The organism is Flavobacterium sp. UBA7663, from assembly GCF_002483315.1.
Taxonomy (GTDB): domain Bacteria; phylum Bacteroidota; class Bacteroidia; order Flavobacteriales; family Flavobacteriaceae; genus Flavobacterium.
This window is the reverse complement of sequence record NZ_DLHR01000010.1, coordinates 23,508-42,712: the sequence shown is the minus strand read 5'-3', so window position 1 is coordinate 42,712 and position 19,205 is coordinate 23,508. Positions and strand designations below refer to the sequence as shown.

General features: G+C 31.5%; 25 protein-coding genes. 15 read left to right on the top strand and 10 right to left on the bottom strand.

Features of this window, described 5'->3' with window-relative positions:
* Positions 1 to 50: 50 nt before the first annotated feature.
* Both B2741_RS02195 and B2741_RS02190 read right to left on the bottom strand, forming a co-directional pair.
* On the bottom strand, positions 51 to 509 hold the full coding sequence (locus B2741_RS02195) for a hypothetical protein (protein WP_291135020.1): 459 nt from the start codon (positions 507 to 509) through the stop codon (positions 51 to 53).
* Positions 509 to 1,000 carry a DUF4920 domain-containing protein gene (locus B2741_RS02190; protein WP_291135018.1) on the bottom strand — a complete coding sequence of 164 codons (492 nt, stop codon included), beginning with the start codon at positions 998 to 1,000 and terminating at the stop codon, positions 509 to 511. The genes B2741_RS02195 and B2741_RS02190 overlap by 1 nt, the downstream gene beginning before the upstream one ends.
* Positions 1,001 to 1,298: 298 nt before the next feature.
* Between B2741_RS02190 and B2741_RS02185 the strand changes: the two genes are divergently transcribed.
* Positions 1,299 to 2,366, top strand: coding sequence for a branched-chain amino acid aminotransferase (locus B2741_RS02185; protein WP_291135016.1), 1,068 nt, complete (start codon positions 1,299 to 1,301; stop codon positions 2,364 to 2,366).
* Between the two features lie 51 nt (positions 2,367 to 2,417).
* On the opposite strand, the gene B2741_RS02180 is transcribed toward B2741_RS02185, so the two are convergent.
* On the bottom strand, positions 2,418 to 2,801 hold the full coding sequence (locus tag B2741_RS02180) for a nucleoside triphosphate pyrophosphohydrolase family protein (protein WP_290821285.1): 384 nt from the start codon (positions 2,799 to 2,801) through the stop codon (positions 2,418 to 2,420).
* Positions 2,802 to 2,875: 74 nt separating this feature from the next.
* Between B2741_RS02180 and B2741_RS02175 the strand changes: the two genes are divergently transcribed.
* The 3 genes from B2741_RS02175 to B2741_RS02165 are packed head-to-tail and all read left to right on the top strand — an operon-like array spanning position 2,876 to position 4,594.
* Positions 2,876 to 3,064 (top strand): hypothetical protein, encoded by a 189-nt coding sequence (locus tag B2741_RS02175; RefSeq protein WP_291135014.1) that lies wholly within the window; start codon positions 2,876 to 2,878, stop codon positions 3,062 to 3,064.
* A 34-nt stretch (positions 3,065 to 3,098) separates the two neighbouring features.
* Positions 3,099 to 4,124, top strand: coding sequence for a GyrI-like domain-containing protein (locus tag B2741_RS02170; RefSeq protein WP_291135012.1), 1,026 nt, complete (start codon positions 3,099 to 3,101; stop codon positions 4,122 to 4,124).
* Between the two features lie 20 nt (positions 4,125 to 4,144).
* The gene (locus tag B2741_RS02165) at positions 4,145 to 4,594 is read left to right on the top strand and encodes a hypothetical protein (protein ID WP_262318125.1); all 450 of its coding nucleotides are present in this window, start codon (positions 4,145 to 4,147) and stop codon (positions 4,592 to 4,594) included.
* Positions 4,595 to 4,630: 36 nt separating this feature from the next.
* On the opposite strand, the gene B2741_RS02160 is transcribed toward B2741_RS02165, so the two are convergent.
* Genes B2741_RS02160 through B2741_RS02150 form a run of 3 tightly spaced genes read right to left on the bottom strand, consistent with a single transcriptional unit; the run spans position 4,631 to position 6,619 of the window.
* A complete protein-coding gene (locus B2741_RS02160; RefSeq protein WP_291135010.1) occupies positions 4,631 to 5,353 on the bottom strand; it encodes a tRNA threonylcarbamoyladenosine dehydratase in 723 nt (240 codons plus the stop codon).
* Between the two features lie 32 nt (positions 5,354 to 5,385).
* Positions 5,386 to 6,036 carry a TatD family hydrolase gene (locus tag B2741_RS02155; RefSeq protein ID WP_291135008.1) on the bottom strand — a complete coding sequence of 217 codons (651 nt, stop codon included), beginning with the start codon at positions 6,034 to 6,036 and terminating at the stop codon, positions 5,386 to 5,388.
* Complete coding sequence (locus B2741_RS02150; protein ID WP_291135006.1) at positions 6,029 to 6,619, bottom strand: DUF1684 domain-containing protein; 591 nt, start codon at positions 6,617 to 6,619, stop codon at positions 6,029 to 6,031. Before B2741_RS02150 ends, B2741_RS02155 begins: the two co-directional genes overlap by 8 nt.
* A gap of 84 nt (positions 6,620 to 6,703) precedes the next feature.
* Between B2741_RS02150 and B2741_RS02145 the strand changes: the two genes are divergently transcribed.
* The 4 genes from B2741_RS02145 (at position 6,704) to B2741_RS02130 (ending at position 10,438) form a co-directional block, all read left to right on the top strand.
* Positions 6,704 to 7,930, top strand: coding sequence for an MDR family MFS transporter (locus tag B2741_RS02145; protein ID WP_291135004.1), 1,227 nt, complete (start codon positions 6,704 to 6,706; stop codon positions 7,928 to 7,930).
* An 83-nt stretch (positions 7,931 to 8,013) separates the two neighbouring features.
* Positions 8,014 to 8,373, top strand: a complete 360-nt coding sequence (locus B2741_RS02140) for a BlaI/MecI/CopY family transcriptional regulator (RefSeq protein WP_290821275.1) — start codon at positions 8,014 to 8,016, stop codon at positions 8,371 to 8,373.
* Between the two features lies 1 nt (position 8,374).
* Positions 8,375 to 10,237: a M56 family metallopeptidase gene (locus B2741_RS02135; protein WP_291135002.1), complete on the top strand. Its 1,863-nt coding sequence runs from the start codon at positions 8,375 to 8,377 to the stop codon at positions 10,235 to 10,237.
* A 60-nt stretch (positions 10,238 to 10,297) separates the two neighbouring features.
* Complete coding sequence (locus tag B2741_RS02130) at positions 10,298 to 10,438, top strand: SsrA-binding protein (protein WP_133607505.1); 141 nt, start codon at positions 10,298 to 10,300, stop codon at positions 10,436 to 10,438.
* Here B2741_RS02130 and B2741_RS02125 read toward each other — a convergent pair.
* The 3 genes from B2741_RS02125 to B2741_RS02115 all read right to left on the bottom strand — a co-directional run bounded on the left by B2741_RS02125 (position 10,435) and on the right by B2741_RS02115 (position 12,162).
* Complete coding sequence (locus B2741_RS02125) at positions 10,435 to 11,013, bottom strand: hypothetical protein (RefSeq protein WP_291134999.1); 579 nt, start codon at positions 11,011 to 11,013, stop codon at positions 10,435 to 10,437. The genes B2741_RS02130 and B2741_RS02125 overlap by 4 nt on opposite strands.
* Positions 11,014 to 11,031: 18 nt before the next feature.
* Entirely contained in the window at positions 11,032 to 11,313 is a 282-nt protein-coding gene (locus B2741_RS02120) for a hypothetical protein (protein WP_291134997.1), read from the bottom strand.
* A 174-nt stretch (positions 11,314 to 11,487) separates the two neighbouring features.
* On the bottom strand, positions 11,488 to 12,162 hold the full coding sequence (locus B2741_RS02115; protein WP_291134995.1) for an OmpW/AlkL family protein: 675 nt from the start codon (positions 12,160 to 12,162) through the stop codon (positions 11,488 to 11,490).
* A 139-nt stretch (positions 12,163 to 12,301) separates the two neighbouring features.
* On the opposite strand from B2741_RS02115, the gene smpB reads away from it, so the two are divergent.
* Together smpB and B2741_RS02105 are read left to right on the top strand one after the other, a co-directional pair.
* Positions 12,302 to 12,754: an SsrA-binding protein SmpB gene (smpB, locus tag B2741_RS02110; RefSeq protein ID WP_133607514.1), complete on the top strand. Its 453-nt coding sequence runs from the start codon at positions 12,302 to 12,304 to the stop codon at positions 12,752 to 12,754.
* Between the two features lie 10 nt (positions 12,755 to 12,764).
* The gene (locus tag B2741_RS02105) at positions 12,765 to 13,127 is read left to right on the top strand and encodes a helix-turn-helix domain-containing protein (RefSeq protein ID WP_133607516.1); all 363 of its coding nucleotides are present in this window, start codon (positions 12,765 to 12,767) and stop codon (positions 13,125 to 13,127) included.
* On the opposite strand, the gene B2741_RS02100 is transcribed toward B2741_RS02105, so the two are convergent.
* Positions 13,128 to 13,769, bottom strand: coding sequence for a protein-L-isoaspartate(D-aspartate) O-methyltransferase (locus B2741_RS02100; protein WP_291134992.1), 642 nt, complete (start codon positions 13,767 to 13,769; stop codon positions 13,128 to 13,130).
* Positions 13,770 to 13,867: 98 nt separating this feature from the next.
* On the opposite strand from B2741_RS02100, the gene B2741_RS02095 reads away from it, so the two are divergent.
* From B2741_RS02095 to B2741_RS02075, 5 genes are all read left to right on the top strand, one after another.
* On the top strand, positions 13,868 to 14,839 hold the full coding sequence (locus tag B2741_RS02095) for a Gfo/Idh/MocA family protein (RefSeq protein ID WP_290821260.1): 972 nt from the start codon (positions 13,868 to 13,870) through the stop codon (positions 14,837 to 14,839).
* Between the two features lie 26 nt (positions 14,840 to 14,865).
* A complete protein-coding gene (locus tag B2741_RS02090) occupies positions 14,866 to 15,756 on the top strand; it encodes a 3-hydroxyacyl-CoA dehydrogenase family protein (RefSeq protein WP_291134990.1) in 891 nt (296 codons plus the stop codon).
* 65 nt (positions 15,757 to 15,821) lie between these two features.
* Positions 15,822 to 17,042, top strand: coding sequence for a DUF1015 domain-containing protein (locus tag B2741_RS02085; protein WP_291134988.1), 1,221 nt, complete (start codon positions 15,822 to 15,824; stop codon positions 17,040 to 17,042).
* 90 nt (positions 17,043 to 17,132) lie between these two features.
* Positions 17,133 to 17,798 carry a YggS family pyridoxal phosphate-dependent enzyme gene (locus B2741_RS02080; RefSeq protein ID WP_291134986.1) on the top strand — a complete coding sequence of 222 codons (666 nt, stop codon included), beginning with the start codon at positions 17,133 to 17,135 and terminating at the stop codon, positions 17,796 to 17,798.
* Positions 17,799 to 17,838: 40 nt separating this feature from the next.
* Positions 17,839 to 19,200 carry an exonuclease domain-containing protein gene (locus B2741_RS02075; protein ID WP_291134984.1) on the top strand — a complete coding sequence of 454 codons (1,362 nt, stop codon included), beginning with the start codon at positions 17,839 to 17,841 and terminating at the stop codon, positions 19,198 to 19,200.
* Positions 19,201 to 19,205: the final 5 nt, after the last annotated feature.

The following is a 19,205-nucleotide window of genomic DNA, read 5'->3' as shown; positions in this document are numbered from 1 at the left end:
TTTAAGAATTCGAAATCTAGCTCTTAAACCTTTTTATTTTAATGAGTACATTACTCAATATATAATTTCTTAATTTTCGGTATCGGTCCGCCACATTTTACTTCGTGGCACTTGATACAAGCATCGATTCCGTTATTAAAATGTTCTTTAGCATTTTTTGGATCTTCGTAAATCAATTCTTGCGCTTTGATAAATTTAGCCGCTTGTTCATTGAAAAAAGCATCTTTATCGGTTTCATCCGTCATTACAGCTTTATGAATACGAATAAAATGCTGCGGAAATTTACCAATCGTATCGCCTTTCATAATGCGTTCTTTCAAACGTTCATTATCAACATACATTTGTTCCATAAGAGCTGCCATTTCTGACATTTCGTACATTTCAAATCCGTCTTTATTTACTTTTGAATCGGTTTCACAAGCTTCTTTATCTGTTACTTTTTCATCCATTTTCTTATCACAAGAAATCGACAAAATAGCAAAAGATAATAGTAGAATTAACTGTTTCATTATTTAGCAATTAAAACGCCATTTGCCATAAACGAGTACGTTACTTTTGGCTCTACAATACTGTCAATTGCTGCTTGCGATTTTCCAGCATCTTTTGCATAGTGTTTTAAAACATCAACACTTTCAATACTTACAAATGCTTTTCCGTTTACAATAACTTCTTTGTCTTGTGCATTTTTTGGAACGAAGAAACCGTAGTCTTTGAATTTTACAAAAGCTTCTTTATCATCTGCTAAATCTAAAGTCATCCAACAACCTTTCTTTTGACAAACTTCATTAATTCCTGATTTGAATTTTACTTCTAAAGTATCGCCTTCTTTTAAAGATTTGAATTTTTCCATCATTTCAGCATTAGATAAAGCACCTTCAGATGAAATAGAATCTCCAAAAACAGCATAATCTACTTTAGCAATTTCTGGTGTAGTTTCCTTTTTTTGTTCACAGCTAACAAATGCGATTGTCAGAAGTGATAGAGTAAGTATTTTTTTCATTTTAATTGTGAATAATTTCAACAAAAATAACGATATTTTTTATATTTTCGGAACATCAAAAAAAAAGTTTCATGTCTATTAATTAAAAGTTGACGACACGAAGATTTACTATTTATTTAGGTGATTTAAAATCAATTTAAAGTTTTTATCAAGATAAAATTTTGTCAGTTGTTGATAATTATTTTTTGGTAAGTAAAAATAAAACTTCTTTTTTTTAGTAAATTTGCAACGAATACGTAAAAATTGACATTTTTTTTGTTGATTTTACAAAACCATAAATTATAACAGTTTGACCCTAATGGAATTAAAAACTTTAAACGAAATTGAAATTATTTCGGCTCCTTATTCAAAAATCAGCGAGGTTGATTTTGAAAACCTAACTTTTGGTAATGTTTTTACAGACCATATGTTAGTATGTGATTATGTAGATGGAGCATGGCAAAAACCTGTTATAGAACCATACGCACCTTTCATGATTGATCCTTCTGCAAAAGTGTTTCACTACGGACAAGCTATTTTTGAAGGAATGAAAGCTTACAAAGATGAGCAAGATGATGTTTGGTTGTTTAGACCTGATGAAAATTATCACCGTTTTAATAAAAGTGCTACCAGAATGGCAATGCCAGAAGTCCCTGAAGATGTTTTCTTAGGAGGTTTGCACCGTTTATTAGAAATAGAAAAAGAGTGGGTTAAAAAAGGAAAAGGTAATACCTTATATATTCGTCCTTTTATGATTGCAACCGGACATGGTGTAATTGCAGCTCCTTCTCAGGAATACCGTTTTATGATTATATTATCTCCAGCTCGAGCTTATTATTCTGGTGAAGTTAAGGTGCTTATCGCTGAACATTTCAGTAGAGCGGCTAACGGAGGAATTGGTGCGGCTAAAGCTGCTGGTAATTACTCTGCACAGTTCTACCCAACAAAATTAGCAAACGAGCAAGGTTTCCAACAAATCATCTGGACAGATGATGCTACGCATACAAAACTAGAAGAAGCAGGAACCATGAATGTTTTCTTTAGAATTAATGATACAGTTTACACAGCACCAACAAGTGAAAGAATCTTAGATGGTGTAACGCGTAAAAGTGTTATTGAATTAGCGCAAAGAGAAAATATTAATATAGAAGTACGTTCGGTTTTAGTTGACGAATTAGTGGCTGCTGCAAAAGATGGTTCATTAAAAGAAATCTTTGGTGCAGGAACTGCTGCTGTAATTAATCCAATCGTAGGTTTTTCTTATTTAGGTGAATACTATGAATTACCAAAATTAGAAAACTCGGTGGCTTTAGAAATTAAAGAAAAGCTAACTAACATTCAATATAAATTAGCAGAAGACACTTTTGGTTGGACTGTTAAGATATAAGAATTTAGAAATATTTAAAAAAGGCGATTTCAAAATTGAAATCGCCTTTTTTTATTTTAAAATTTCCTCAAAATTTGGTTTGAAGTAATTTGGACCTTTCATTACTTTTCCGTCTTCTCTGTAAATTGGTTTTCCATCTTCTCCAAGTTTGCTCATATTAGAACGTTGAATTTCATCAAAGACTTCTTCAATCTTATGCTGTAATCCGTGTTCTAAAATAGTACCACACAAAATATATAACATATCGCCTAAAGCATCGGCAATTTCAACGATATCATTGTTTTGAACCGCTTCTAAATATTCTTCATTTTCCTCTTTCATTAAGTTGAAACGAAGTTCATTTTTTAAAGCCCCTAAATCGGCTTTCATTTCTTCACTTACTCCTAAACCATAGGTTTCATGAAATAATCTTACTGCTTTTAATTGTTTTTGCATAATTGACCTTATAAATTTCTCTAATTTAAAAAATTAGATAGTATTAAATTCTTATTTTTGTAAAAATTTTCAATATGTTTTCAACAGGACAAATCTACTTTGCAATTTTCTTTATAATTGCATTTGTAACCACAATGATATTGGTATACCGCAAAGATTTAAAACAAATGAAACCGTTTTATAAAGGAACGTATTGGGTTTTTATTGGATTTTTAGGTTTTATTGGATTACTCTTTTTAATTAAAGTACTAATGAAAGATTAATTTTCTTACTTTTGAAAAACAAATTCATGCTTCAATGAGAATTTTAAAATACATACTTCTTTTATTGCTTCTATTTAGTGTGGCCTTTGTAGTCTTTGTTGCTACTCAGCAAAGCGACTATAGAGTGGTTCGTTCTAAAGAAATAAAAGCTTCAAAAGATATTGTTTATAATTTTGTTTCCGATAGTACTTCTCTAGTCGATTGGAATCCTTGGAATAAAGACAATGCAGTTTTTAAAAATCTAAAGTTAATTCCAGGAGATACGATTTTACAAAACATTACAGTTTCAGGTGAGAAAAACGAATCTTTTATGCGTTTTCAAAAAACCAAAAATGGTGCTTTAGTTACTTGGGAATTAAAAGGAAAATTAGATTTTGAATTAAAATTATTGAGTGTTATACAAGGTGGTGTTGATAATGTATTGGGCGATAAATTAGAAGACGGATTAAACAACATTGACACCTATTTAGTTAAGGAATTAACTACTTACAATATCAAAATTCACGGATTGGTAACTAAACATGCTACCAATTATATTCAACAAATAGATACTTGCTCTTTTGCCGATTTTCAAAAAGTTTCTAAAACCATGTTGCAAAATATGATGGCTTTTGTGGAGAAAAATGACATTATCATTACAGGTTTACCTTTTATTACTTATGACACTTGGGATAAGCAAAACAAAACTACAATTTTTTCAATGTGTGTTCCGGTTGAGGAAGAAATTTTAACAACTCCAGGAAGCGAAATTTCAGGTGGGCATTTTGATGAATTTCTAGCTGTAAAAACAACTTTAACAGGCGATTATTCACACAATCAAGAAGCATGGGATAAAACCTTAGCTTATATTAAAAAGAAAAAACTAATTGAGGATTTAGAAGGCACTAACATTGAAGTTTACAAAATTAGTTTACCAAAAGAACGCAAACCTTCAAAATGGGTAACCGAAATTTATGTGCCAATAAAAAAACGAGCTTACATTCCAAAACCAAAACCAGTTGAAACTGAAAAAGAAATCACAACGCCTGTAGAAGGTACAACAACTAATACAAATCAATAATTATTTTAAATTTTACACTAATGAATAAACTTTTTTTATCAATTGCCTTTATACTAATTGGATCTTTCATAAATGCACAAGAAGTTGAAATTAAAGACGATAAAGTCCTTTTAGATGGAACACCAATTTTAAAATATGAGAAAATAAACATTTTACAACATTCTTTTTATTCAATAGAAAGCGATGATGAAATTTTACTTTTCAAATGGCATGACAATGAAACGAGTCAATATAATGAAGATGATTATATTATTTTAAATTTTTTAACTGCTAAAGTAAAAGTAGAAACTACAAGTGTGGAGCATGTTATTTCAGGATTAGGAATGAATTCTAAAAAGAACATGCAAAAACTAATAAAATGGTTGATTAAAGAAAAAGTATTAGATTCAAAAGGAAATTTAAATACTGAAAAATTACAAACTTTTTACGATAAATATAACGAAGACATCACACAAAGAACTTCTAGATAAAATAAAAAAAGGACATTTTAAAATGTCCTTTTTTTATTACTTATTTTTTCCTATCATATACTTTACGACCGTTTCTGCAGCATGTAAACCAAACAAAGCGGGCATCCAACTGTTCGTTCCATAAAACGACTTCTTAAAGTTAGAACCATCTGTCATTTTCACACTATCATAATCAGGTCGCTCAAAAGAATATACCACTTTAACACCGCTCGAAATTCCTTCTAATTTTAATCGTTTTCTTACCTGTTTCGCTAAAGGACAATAGTCGGTTTTACTGATGTCTTTTACACGAACTTTTTCGGCTTCAAACTTTCCTCCAGCTCCCATGTTGCTAATTACTTTCACTTTCTTACGTTTACAAGCCACAATCAAATTGATTTTTGGTGTTAAGCTGTCTATACAATCTAAAACGTAATCAAATTCTGGTGTTACTAATTCAAATGCGCGTTCTGGAGATAAAAATTCTTCAATACGTGTTAATTTTAATTCTGGATTAATATCCATCAAACGATCACCAACAATTTTTACTTTTGGTTCACCCACAGTGCTGTGCAAAGCTGGCAATTGACGATTAATATTGGTAATATCTACCACATCACCATCCACAATGGTCATGTTCCCCACTCCAGCACGAGCCAAAAATTCGGCAGCAAAACTTCCAACTCCACCTAATCCAACAACTAAAACATTAGCATTTTCAAGTTTTTGAATTCCTTCTTCTTTAAATAATAATACCGCTCTTTCTTTCCACTTTGCCATAACAGTGTTGAATCGTTAAATTGATTAATTGTTTAACTGAAAATCCTTGAAAAATTATTGAAAATGATAGCTTTCATCTCCTCTATCGAAATTCCTTTTATGGAAGCTGCTTTTTTATACACTTCATAAATAGATTCTTCAATCGTATCCGTTTCTAATAAAATTTGATTTTCGGGTGCAAAGGTAAATACTTTTTCTAAATCTGGATTACGAAGTAGGTATTTTCCAAACGAAAGATAAAATCCATTATTCAAAAGTGATTTTGCAACTTGTTCGTTTTTTGAGAATCCATGAATAATCATTGGATTTTCAATATTCATTTCTTTCTTGATGGCAATAACTTCATCATAAGCCGCAACACAATGTAAAACGATAGGTTTATTAGTTGTTTGCTTTACGATTTCTAATTGTTTCTTGAAAACGGATATTTGTAATTCTAATGGAATTTCTATTCGTTTATCTAAACCACATTCGCCAAGTGCTAAACATTCAGATAATTGCAGTTTTTCTTTGATGATTTCTAAATCTGATTCTAAACGATTCTCATCAATGTACCAAGGATGAATTCCAATAGAATAATTAGGAATCGAAGCATCAAATTCCCACGGATATTGATTTACGACTTCAATCACATCCAAAAGATTAGAAAATTTGTGCGTATGTAAATTGATATACTTAGTCATGAAATTTCTTTACACCAGCTAAAATTTCGATATCCAAATCGTTTTCTAAAGGCACAATCGGACAAGAATATTCATAATTATAGGCACAATACGGATTGTATGCTTTGTTAAAATCAATAGTCCAAATTTTTCCTTTTTGAATTTTCATGTCAACATATCTTCCACCTATGTAGCTTTCTTTTCCGCAAGTTAAATCAGAAAATGGTAAGAATAAATAATCTTCATAACCCGGTTTTTTATTCAAATCTACATTTTGATAAACATTTAGTTTAAATGCTTTACCATCAATTTCGAAGTGTAATTCACCATATTTTTTGTACAATGGAGTTCTTGAGGTTGTTGTTTTCATTCCAAAAGGCTTTTCCTTTTTGGTTCTAATAAAAGTCGCTTCAACAATATATTTTTCATTTATAGAAAAGAAGTCCAAACCTTTAAATTGCTTAAAATCCTCTTTCATCAAAGGACTTTTCAATGAATCCGCATAACTTTTATTCAACTCAGATTGAAATTTTTCAGCCGAAGACAAGTCTTTTTGAGCGAAAGCTAAAGACGTACAAAAAAGTAAAACTAGTATTTTTTTCATCAGATTCAATTTTTACAAAAATATATAATTTCTATAACATTTTATTACGCATGCCTTTCGTAAATTTGCATCAGAAATAAAGCCATGTTAAAACGCGCCTTCCACAAATATATCGACAATTTCAGAGGTTTTTCTCGCGAAATTTGGATACTTACACTTATCACATTCATCAATCGTGCCGGAACAATGGTACTTCCTTTCTTATCAAAATATTTAAGAGAAGATTTGGATTTTTCGTACAATGAAGTAAAATGGATTTTGATAAGTTTTGGATTGGGTTCCATTGTAGGTTCTTGGTTAGGAGGGAAATTATCTGATAAAATTGGTTTTTATAAAATCATGATTTTCAGTTTAATGACCAGTGGAATTGCCTTTTTTGGATTACAATTTGTCACTAGTTTTGAAGGCTTACTTGTCGCTATGTTCTTCATTATGGTAGTTGCCGATATGTTCCGACCAGCCATGTTTGTATCCTTAGGCGCTTATGCCAAACCAGAAAACAGAACTCGAGCCTTAACCTTAGTCAGATTAGCTATTAATTTAGGCTTTGCAGCTGGACCTGCACTTGGAGGATTATTAATTATGACTGTAGGCTACAAAGGTTTATTTTGGGTGGATGGTGCTACTTGTATATTAGCCATTTTGATATTTTGGATTAAAGTAAAAGAAAAGAAAAAATCAAAATATACCGATAAAGAACATCCTGGTGAAATTTTAACGCATTCTGTTTTCAAAGACCGACCTTTTTGGATATTTCTTGGTGCTACTTTAATTACAGGAATACTATTTTTCCAATTGTTTACTACTATTCCATTGTATCATAAAGAGCAATTTAATTTATCCGAATTACAAACAGGATTATTGTTAACTCTGAATGGTGTTTTAATCTTCTTTTTAGAAATGCCAATTGTAAGTTATATCGAACGCCATAAAATCAACAAACTAAAAGTCATCACATTAGGCTGTTTGGCCATGGCAATAAGTATGTATTTACTCTTAGTTAACTACTGGGCTGGTATTTTAATCATTATGATGTTATTTATGACTTTTGGTGAAATGTTTGTATTTCCATTTTCCAATTCATTTGCTATGAGTCGGGCACCTAAAGGTCATGAAGGTCGTTACATGGCAATTTTTACCATGAGTTACAGTACAGCTCATATTTTAAGTGCCGAAGCTGGAATGGATATGATTCGCTTGTTTAGCTATCAAAACAATTGGTTCTTCATGGGAACACTTGGTATCATTGGTGTTTTACTCTTTATTTGGACCATGAAATTGGTTAAATATGAACCGCCAAGAAATATATAAACTAAAAATTTAGTTAAATAACTATAAAAATAGTTGTATAACTAAAAAAATAGTTTTAAGTTTGACTTATCAAATTAAAAGTCATGCAAAAACTAACCAACAAAGAAGAAGAAATCATGCATATTTTATGGAAGCTTAAAAAAGCTTTTGTAAAAGATATCATGGAAGAAATCACCGACGATAAACCGCATTATAATACACTTTCTACCATTGTTCGTAATCTTGAAGAGAAAGGTTATGTTGGTTATAATGCCTACGGAAAAACGCATCAGTACTTCCCTATTGTTGCCATTGAAGATTACAGAAAAACATTTATGAATACCGCTATTGACAATTATTTCAATAGTTCGTATAAAAATTTAGTTTCCTATTTTGCAGAAGAAGACAAAATTTCGGCTGATGAACTTCGTGAGATTTTAGCTTTAATCGAAAAAAAGAAATAGTATGGAAAATCTACTAATTTATTTCGTAAAAGTAAACGGACTCATTGCTTTGTTCTACTTGATGTATGTTTTGTTTTTGAGAAAAGAAACCTTTTTTACTCCAAATCGTTGGTATTTTTTGTCGGGATTAGTATTGTCATTGATTTTACCTTTGGTAACGTTTACTAAGACCATTTGGATAGAACCAACTCCGATTTCTGAAGTTTATGAAGAATCAATTCCTTTTACTTATAGTCAAGTAGAAATTCCCGTTCAAGAAACCATTGATTGGTCATTGATTTTAATGTCGGCTTACATCGTAATTTCGATTTTAATTATATTGAAGATTGGAATGGAATTAGTTTCATTTTTCAGAAGGATTCAAAAACAAAACAAGCAAAAAGAAAGTGATTATACGTTGGTAGATTCAAATTCAGCTGAAAATCCTTTTTCATTTTTTAGTTACATCGTAATTAATAGAGATATGTTTACTGAAGAAGAATTACAACATATTTTAACGCATGAGAGCATTCATGTAAAACAAAAACATTCGTTTGATGTACTAATCGGAAAAGTGTTTTGTGCTATATTTTGGGTAAACCCAATCATTTGGTTGTACCGAAAAGCGATGTTGCAAAACCTTGAATTTATTGCTGATAACGAAACTTTTCAACAAATCGAAAACAAATATTTATATCAAAAAACCTTATTAAAAGTAGTGACTCATCAACACGACTTAAGTATTACTAATCAATTTTATCAATCATTAATCAAAAAACGAATCGTTATGTTACACACAAATCAATCCAACAAAAAGAATGTTTGGAAGTATGCTACCATTCTTCCGCTATTAGTAGGTTTTATGTTATTATTTCAAATTGAAACGGTAGCCCAAGTAAAAGAAAGCAAAATTGAAGAAACTAATTATGCGGTTTCCTCTAATTATTCTTCAATTTTAACCAAAAATACCACTGACAAAGAGTTGCGTGAATTAGAAAAGACTTTTTCAGATGAAAAACACAAACTTAAAATTTCAAAAGTAAAGCGAAATAAAAAAGGCGAAATAATCGAAATAAAACTCTTATTTGACTCAGGAAAAACCTACGTTGAAATTCTTGAAAGAAAATCGACTGAACCTATTGATGCTATTAAAATTTTTATTAATTCTGATAAAGATGATAATGTTACTTGTGGATTTGAAGAAGTAGATAACAGAGTTGTTGAAGCCGATTTAGTTGATGATTACAATAATGACAACGAACCAACTGAAAAATATTGGAGTATGGATAACATGAAAAAAAATGGAAAAGATGTTGTTCTAATAATTAACGGAAAAATAAAAGGTACTACTGAAAAAGTAAAATTTCCTATAGATGAAGAGTTAGGTGATATGGAAGAAATAACGCCTAATGAATTTGAAAAGAAATACAAACAAAAAGCAGATAAAAACAAGTATTATTATGAAGTTGAGACGGTTAAGGTAAAAGTTAAAAAAAATGTTTCTATTGAGCATTTAGATTTTCCAACACCTCCAACACCGCCAACACCGCCAAACCATCCTTTTGAAAATTTAATGGACGCTCCAACTCCACCAGATTTTCCAGAAGTTCCAGATTTTCCATCAAATATAGATGATAAAAAGGCTATGGAAAAATACGAGAAAGCAATGGTTTCTTTTGAGAAAAAAATGAAAGCTATTGAGCCTAAAATGAAAGAATTTGAAAAAAAAATGGAAGTTTATGAAAAAGAAATAAAACTCAAAGAACCTGACATGAAAAAATTTGAAGAGGAAATGAAAATTTTTGAACAAAAAATGAAAGTGTTTGAAAAAGAAATGGAAATATATCTAAAAGAGATAGAAAAACATGAAGGAAAAACCAAATAACAAAAAAATCCCGATTCACTCGGGATTTTTTATTTTACTATATTTGCCAAAAATTAAATGATGTATAAATTACTTGCCAAACTTAATAAAGCACTTTTACCTAGTTTTACCAAACAAGGTTTAGATCCTATCAAAGCTAAAAAATGGCAAAAAGCAATTATTGCTTATCGTTATTACGTTACAATAAAATCTTTGGATTAGTCAATATACGTTTTATTACCGTTTTTATTGATGTAATATTTTCCGCCTCTTGGTCCCGTAAATACTTTTTTTCCTTTGTATTCACCTGAAACTTTATCTTTTACTTTTTTCTCTGCTGCTTTAGATAATGCCGTTTCTTTTAAGTCTTCTTTTTCTTCTACTGCTGTTTTCTTAACTTTTGTTTTTGTCTCTGTAGCCTTAGTTTTTGTTTCACTTTTAGCTTTTGCTTCTGCTTTGTTAGCTTCTGCTTTTGCTTTTCCTGTTACAGATTTAGCCTGACCTTTTTCTGAAGTGCTATTAGATTTTAGTTCTTTCTTTGCTTTTGAAACTTTTTCATCTGTTTCTTTTTTCGCTTTCGAAATTTCTTCTTTTGCCTCTTTTACTTTTTTATCATGATCTTTTTTTGCATCTGCTACTTTCTTGTCAACTGCTTTCTTTTTCTTTTCAGCTGCTTTTTTGTCTTTCTCAGCTTTTTCTGTTGTAGCTTTTTTAGCTTCTTTAGTTGTTTTTGTTTCTTGTGCTAAAGAACCTAATGTAAATAAAAGGGATAAACCCAAAAGAGCGATTTTTTTCATAAGTAATCAAATTTTAAATTAAACAATTTTATGTATCCTATTCACGGGAATTACAACACCTTGCTTTAAAATTACTCGGCTGTCAGTAACACCCCAAATAGTAGTTTCAACCATTTTTTTTGACATATCATCTTCAAAATAAATTTTAATTTTAACATGCTCCAAGTTACCTAAGGAAAGTGCTCTGTCTAAATCGTTTTTACGTCCTGATATATCTTCTTTATCTTCTAATACATCCGATTTTGGAAAATTTAAAGATGCTATTAATTCTTTGTCTATTAATTCAAATGCTGTATTCATAGTTTAATTAGTTGGGTTAGTTTCATAAAATTAAAAAAAAAACTAAATAAAGTCACTTTTTTTCTCTTTTATTTCAGACCTAAAAATAACTTCAAACAATTAACAAAATGCATACCAAAAAAAGAGACTACTTCTCAGCAGTCTCTTTTCTAATAAAACTATGTGATTAACAGTTTAGAACTTCATACCAACACCTACTCCAATTAACCAAGGATTGATATCAACTTCAGCTGGAATACTTAAACCTGGTGCTAAGTTTGAAGCATCAACAGTTACGTCAGTACTTAAAAATAAACGTTTAACATCTAAATTTATAAAAAATGTATCATCTAACATTAAATCAAAACCTACTTGTGCAGCATAACCCAAAGCATTATCATAGTCTACACCGGCAACATCACCAGATTTTACATTGTAGAATAATGTATAATTTACACCAGCTCCAATATAAGGTTTAAAAACTTTTTGATCTGAAGTGTAAAAATGGTATTGAGCAGTTAATGTAGGAGGCAATAACCAAACACTTCCTAAATTCACATCACCTGCAGCTGTATTAATCGCTTTTACATCATGTTTTGCAGTTCCTAAAATTAATTCAGCAGCAAAATGTTCTGTAAAGAAATAGGTAAAATCTAATTCAGGAATTAAGGCATTTGAAATAGCAACATCACCACCGATAATACCAATTTTAGCACTTTCGTCTGGAGCAACGCCAACAGCTCTTAAACGAACTTGCCATCTTTTAAATTCATTTGATTTTGACTCTTCTTTTGTTTCGTTATCTTGTGCATTTACAAAATTTACTGTCATTAAAGACATTGCCATTAAAGCAAAAACTATTTTTCTCATTTTTAATTAGTTTAAAATTATAAGTCAAAGATATTTAGATGTAAAAACCTAAAAACTGATATAAATCATAGATTAAAAAATATTTATCTGTAATTATCGTTTTAAAATGCTACAATTTTGATTTACATTTGTGGTCCTTATGCAAAAGACAGTTAACATACTTAATAAACGTGCTAAATTCGATTACGAAATTTTAGACAAATACACCGCTGGAATCGTTTTAACCGGAACGGAAATCAAATCGATTCGTTTGGGGAAAGCTGCTATTACTGAAAGTTTTTGCGAATTTAATGATGGTGAGTTATTTGTAATTAACTCACACATCGAAGAATATTTATACGGAACGCACTACAATCATAAAACGAAAAGCGAGCGTAAACTACTTTTAAACAAGAAAGAATTAAAGAAATTATTCAAAGATTCTGATAACAAAGGTTTGACGATTGTTCCACTTCGTTTGTTTACCAATGAAAAAGGATTGGCTAAATTAGATATTGCCTTATGTCGTGGTAAAAAGAACTACGATAAACGTGAATCGCTAAAAGAACAAGATACCAAACGGGATATAGCCCGAATTAAAAAAAGTTTCTAATCATACTTTTATGAAAGAAATTTTAAAACAAGCCCGAATAGAAAAAGGTCTTTCCACTAGAAAGTTAGCGGAACAAGCAAAAATCGACCAAGCTTTAATTAGTAAGTTTGAAAACGGATTTCGCATTCCAACAAAAAAACAAATCCAAACGCTAGCTCAAATTTTAGAAATCGACATAAAGCCATTATTAGTAGCTTGGTACAAAGTGAAACTAGACCATAATTTCGATTTAAATCCATTTGCCATTCAAGCCATTACTGAAATTCTTCAAGAAAAAGGCATTGAAGTTGGCAATTCATCTAAAGAAAAAGAAATCACTTCCATTCTAGACGAATTGGAAGTTTTGAAACAAAAATTAACGAATCTTCGCTAATTAATTTTTATTTTCCAAAAGTGGTACAAATCGGAAATCACCAAATTCATGCTTCTCGAATTGCGTTTCGTTTTTACGAATCAACAACGTCATGATTTGTTCTTTTTCTCCTACTGGAATTACTAACCTTCCTCCTATTTTCAATTGTGCCATCAAAGGTTGCGGAATAAAAGGAGCTCCAGCCGTTACAATGATGCTATCAAACGGAGCATAATCAGGTAAGCCTTTGTAACCATCTCCAAAAGATAAAAATTTAGGTCGAATGTGCAACTTAGGTAACAAATTTGAAGTTACTTTAAACAATTTATTTTGTCTTTCTACCGAATATACTTTGGCTCCCATCAAACATAAAACAGCCGTTTGGTAACCACTTCCGGTTCCAATTTCTAATATTTTATGGTCTTTTTCAACTTCTAATAACTGTGTTTGAAAAGCCACAGTATAGGGTTGCGAAATGGTTTGACCTGCTTCAATAGGAAATGCCTTGTCTTGATAGGCAAAATTTTCAAAACTAGAATCTAAAAACAAATGGCGCGGAATTTTACCAATAGCAGCTAACACGTTTTTATCGGTAATTCCTTTGTCTTCCAACTGTTTTACGAGCTGATTTCTAAGTCCTTGATGCTTATTAGTATCTTTCAATTTGGGTACGAATTTATTTTGTAAAAATAGAAAACAAATTGTCAATTATCAATTAAGATTTATCAATTAATTTCTATTTTTGTTGAAAATACTTTTTTATGCTTAAAGTTGGAGTTTTAGGTGCTGGTCACCTTGGAAAAATACATTTGAGATTATTAAATCAATCTGAAAAATATGAATTAGTAGGCTTTTACGATGCTTTTGAAGAAAACGCCAACAAAGTAGCAGCCGAATTTGGTTATAAAAAATTCGATTCTATTGCCGAATTAATCGCTGCAGTAGATGTGGTAGATATTGTAACGCCAACCATGCAACATTTTGATTGTGCGAAACAAGTTATCGAAGCCGGAAAGCACATTTTCATCGAAAAACCAATTTCAAACACCGTTGCTGAAGCAGAAGAAATTATCGCTTTAGCTAATAAATACAATGTAAAAGGGCAAGTTGGACATGTAGAACGCTTCAATCCAGCCTTTACTGCAGTAAAAGATAAAATCAATAATCCGATGTTTATTGAAACACATCGTTTGGCAGAATTCAATCCTCGTGGAACTGATGTTCCTGTGGTTTTGGATTTAATGATTCACGATATTGATGCTATTTTAAGTGTTGTAAAATCGAAAGTGAAATCAGTAAATGCTAGCGGTGTTGCTGTAATTTCAGACTCTCCAGATATTTCAAATGCACGTATTGAATTCGAAAACGGTTGTGTGGCGAATATTACTTCGAGCCGTATTTCCATGAAAAACATGCGTAAATCGCGTTTCTTCCAAAAAGATGCTTATATCTCTGTAGATTATTTAGATAAAGTGTGTGAAATCGTTCGTATGCAAGATGCGCCAGAAGTTCCAGGTGATTTTGATATGATTTTACAAAATGCCGAAGGTGTAAAAAAACAAATCTATTTTGACAATCCACATGTAGATGCCAACAATGCCATTTTGGACGAATTAGAAACATTTGCAGACGCTATCAATAATAACACCACACCCATCGTAACGTTAGAAGACGGAACCGAAGCATTACGTGTGGCGTATCAGATTATTGATTGTATGAACGCTAGAAAATAAAAACCAAACAAACCTAAAATAACAAAATGAACACAATAGCTGTAATTGGAGCAGGAACTATGGGTAACGGAATTGCTCATACTTTCGCGCAAAGCGGATTTACCGTAAAATTAATCGATATTTCAGACAAATCATTAGAAAAAGGAATGGCAACTATTGCTGCAAACCTTGATCGTATGGTTACAAAAGGAACTATTACGGAAGATGATAAAATAAAAACTATAGGAAATATTATTACGTATACTGACATCAAAGACGGTGTTGTAGGTTGTGATTTAGTAGTAGAAGCAGCTACGGAAAACGTAACTTTAAAAATGAACATCTTCAAACAATTGAGTGATGTTTGTGACCATAACGTAATTTTAGCTTCAAACACTTCATCTATTTCAATTACGCAAATTGCAGCACAAGTAGTACATCCTGAAAGAGTAATCGGAATGCACTTTATGAATCCGGTGCCAATTATGAAATTGGTTGAAATTATCCGTGGATATTCTACATCGAATGAAGTGACTAAAATCATCATGGATTTATCCGTTAAATTAGGAAAAACTCCAACAGAAGTAAACGATTATCCAGGTTTCGTAGCCAACAGAATTTTAATGCCAATGATTAACGAATCAATTGAAACGTTATATAACGGTGTTGCAGGTGTACAAGAAATTGACACCGTTATGAAATTAGGAATGGCGCATCCAATGGGACCATTACAATTAGCTGACTTCATCGGATTAGACGTTTGCTTGTCAATCTTAAACGTAATGTACGACGGATTCAAAAACCCAAAATATGCTCCATGTCCGTTATTAGTAAACATGGTAATGGCTGGAAAATTAGGAGTTAAATCAGGAGAAGGTTTCTACGATTACTTAGAAAGCAAAAAAGCAGAAAAAATTGCAAAGCAATTTTCAAAGTAAACAGTCACAGTTTTCAGTCGCAGTTAAATCTGAATACTGCGACTGAGACTGATAACTAAATAAAAATGGCCAAAATAAAACCTTTTAAAGCAGTTCGTCCGGTAGCCGATAAAGTTGCCTTAGTTACTTGCAGAACATATGACGATTATAGTTCGGCTGAGCTTGCCGCTTGGTTGGATTTTAATCCGTATTCATTTTTGCATGTGATTCATCCTGCTTATGCTAATGCGCAAAAAGTGTCATTGGAAAAGCGTTTTAAAGCCGTTGCTAATAAATATCAAGATTTCAAACACGACCAAATTCTGATTGAAGAAGAACATCCTGTTTTTTATCTTTACGAAATCCAGTCAAAAGGGCAAATTTTTACTGGAATTATTGCCGGAACTTCTGTAAAAGATTACCAAGATAATGTCATCAAAAAACACGAAGATACCTTGCAATATCGTGTGGAATTGTTCAAAGATTATTTACATCAAACGAATTTTAACACCGAACCCGTTTTAATCACTTATCCCGATAGTGTGGAAATCAATACGTTTATTGCGTTGCGAAAAAAGAGTAAACCTGTTTATGAATATTCGACTACCAATAAAGAAAAACACACGCTTTGGAAAATTGATACGCAATCAGAAATCGATTGGTTGCAAGAACATTTCGAAAAAATTCCTAATTTATATATTTCCGATGGACATCATCGTTCGGCTTCAGCGGAATTATTGTACGAACAAGACAAGCATTTAGGAAACGAAAATCTGAATTATTTTATGAGTTTCTTAATTGCTGAAAGTAACGTCAAAATTTACGAATTCAACCGATTGATTCGCGATTTGAATGGTTTGAACAAAGAAGAGTTCATCAAAAAATTATCCGAAAACTTTATCATCAAAGCAAAAGACCAAGAAATTTGGAAACCTCAAAACAAGTTTGAATTTGGGATGTATTTAGATGGTAGTTTTTATGCTTTATTTTACAAATACGAAAACCACATTGCTACAACTGTTTTAGATGATTTAGATGCCCAAATTTTATATGATAAAGTATTATTTCCAATATTAGGAATCGAAGATTTAAGAAACGACGAACGCATTGATTATATTCCAGGAAAACAATCCATTTCGGTAATAAAAGATTTAATTGACGAAGGCGAATTTGAAGTAGGTTTCATGCTCTACCCTTCCGACATCAACGAAATCAAAGCCTTAGCTGATAATAATTTGATTATGCCCCCAAAATCAACGTACATTGAGCCGAAGTTTAGAAGTGGTTTGGTGGTGTATGAACTATAATTATCAGAAATTAAAACTTAGAAACACAGATTGAATAAATTTTTGAAATTTTAATAATTTCTTAAATCTGTGTTCCAAAAAAATAAAACAATGTCAATCTCAAAAAACCTCAATAACATAAAATCTCAACTTCCAGCACACGTTACATTAGTAGCGGTTTCAAAAACTAAACCTGTAGCGGATTTAATGGAAGCTTACGATGCTGGGCAACGTATTTTTGGAGAAAATAAAATCCAAGAAATGACCGATAAATGGGAAGTCATGCCAAAAGACATCGAATGGCACATGATTGGTCACGTGCAAACCAACAAAGTCAAATACATGGCGCCTTATGTGAGTTTAATTCATGGTGTTGATAGTTTAAAATTACTGCAAGAAATCAACAAACAAGCGGCTAAAAATAATCGTGTGATTGATTGTTTATTACAAGTCTACATTGCAGAAGAAGAAAGTAAATTTGGCTTAGATGAACAAGAATTGGATGAGATTCTGAAACTAGTTCAGAATGACAAGGATAATTTTAAAAACATCAGAATCGTAGGTTTAATGGGAATGGCAACCTTCACAGAAAATAAAAACCAAATCGAAAAAGAATTCAAACATCTAAAAACGATTTTTGACAAATATAAAAAACTGAACACTGAACACTGTCAACTGAACACTCTTTCCATGGGCATGTCGGGCGATTATCAACTCGCAATTTCATGCGGAAGTACGATGGTTCGAATTGGAAGTAGTATCTTTGGATCCAGATAAAAAAAAACTATTCACTAATTACCAATCACTATTCACTAACTTGTACTGTATACTCGACATAGAAACCACTGGAGGCCAATTCAACGAAGAAGGAATTACCGAAATCGCCATTTATAAATTTGATGGTCATGAGGTAGTGGATCAATTCATTAGTTTGGTAAATCCTGAAAAGCCAATTCAACCGTTTGTGGTGAAATTGACTGGGATTAATAATGCCATGCTTCGAAGTGCTCCAAAATTCTATGAAGTAGCCAAAAGAATTATCGAAATTACTGAAGGTTGCGTAATCGTAGCACACAACGCGTCATTCGATTATCGTATTCTGAAAACCGAATTCAGACGTTTGGGTTATGATTTCAAAAAGCAAACTCTTTGCACGGTTGAGTTAGCTAAAAAGTTGATTCCGGAACAAGAATCGTATAGTTTAGGAAAATTAGTTCGTGCTTTGGGAATTCCTATGGCAGATCGTCACAGAGCAAGTGGAGATGCTATGGCAACTGTAAAGTTGTTCAAAATGTTGATGGCAAAAGACGTTGAAAAAGAAATCGTAAAAAGTTTCATTAAGACGGAAATCAAATCGGGAATTTCTCCAAAACTATTAGATATTGTTGAAAGTTTGCCTTCAAAAACGGGAATCTACTACATTCACAATGAAAAAGGCGATTTAATTTATATTGGCAAAAGTAAAAACATCAAAAAACGCGTTAACCAACATTTCACTGGAACATCTAGCAAGAGTAAAAAAATACAACGCGATGTGTATGCAGTTACTTTTGAAGAAACGGGTAGCGAATTGATTTCACTTTTAAAAGAAAGTGAAGAAATCAAAATTAATAAACCTATTTACAACCGAGCGCAACGCAAAAGTATTTTTCAATATGCATTATACATGCATAAAAATGAAGAAGGCTATTTGGCTTTAAGCGTAGAAAAAGCAGATGGTCGTAAAAAAGAAATTACCTCTTTTACTACTTTACAAGAAGGAAGAAACGCCTTATTTAAAATTACCGAAAAACACAATTTGTGTCAGAAAATCAATGGTTTGTATGTAACTAAAAACGATTGTTTTCAACATAAAATAAAAGAATGCAATGGTGCTTGTATTGGCGAAGAAACTCCAGAAAGCTACAACGAAAGAGTAAAGGAATTTATTGAAGAAACTTCTTTTGAAAACAACAATATGGTCATTATCGACCGTGGTAGAACTTTTGATGAACGAAGTGCTGTTTTAATTGAAAATGGAATTTATAAAGGCTATTGTTTTTACGAATTGAATTATCAAGTGAATAACATTGAGATTCTTAAAAACATCGTTATTCCTATGCAAAACAATCGTGATGTAAAAACAATTATTCAAAGCTACTTACGCAAAAACAAAGTATATAAAGTAATTCATTTTTAATTGCT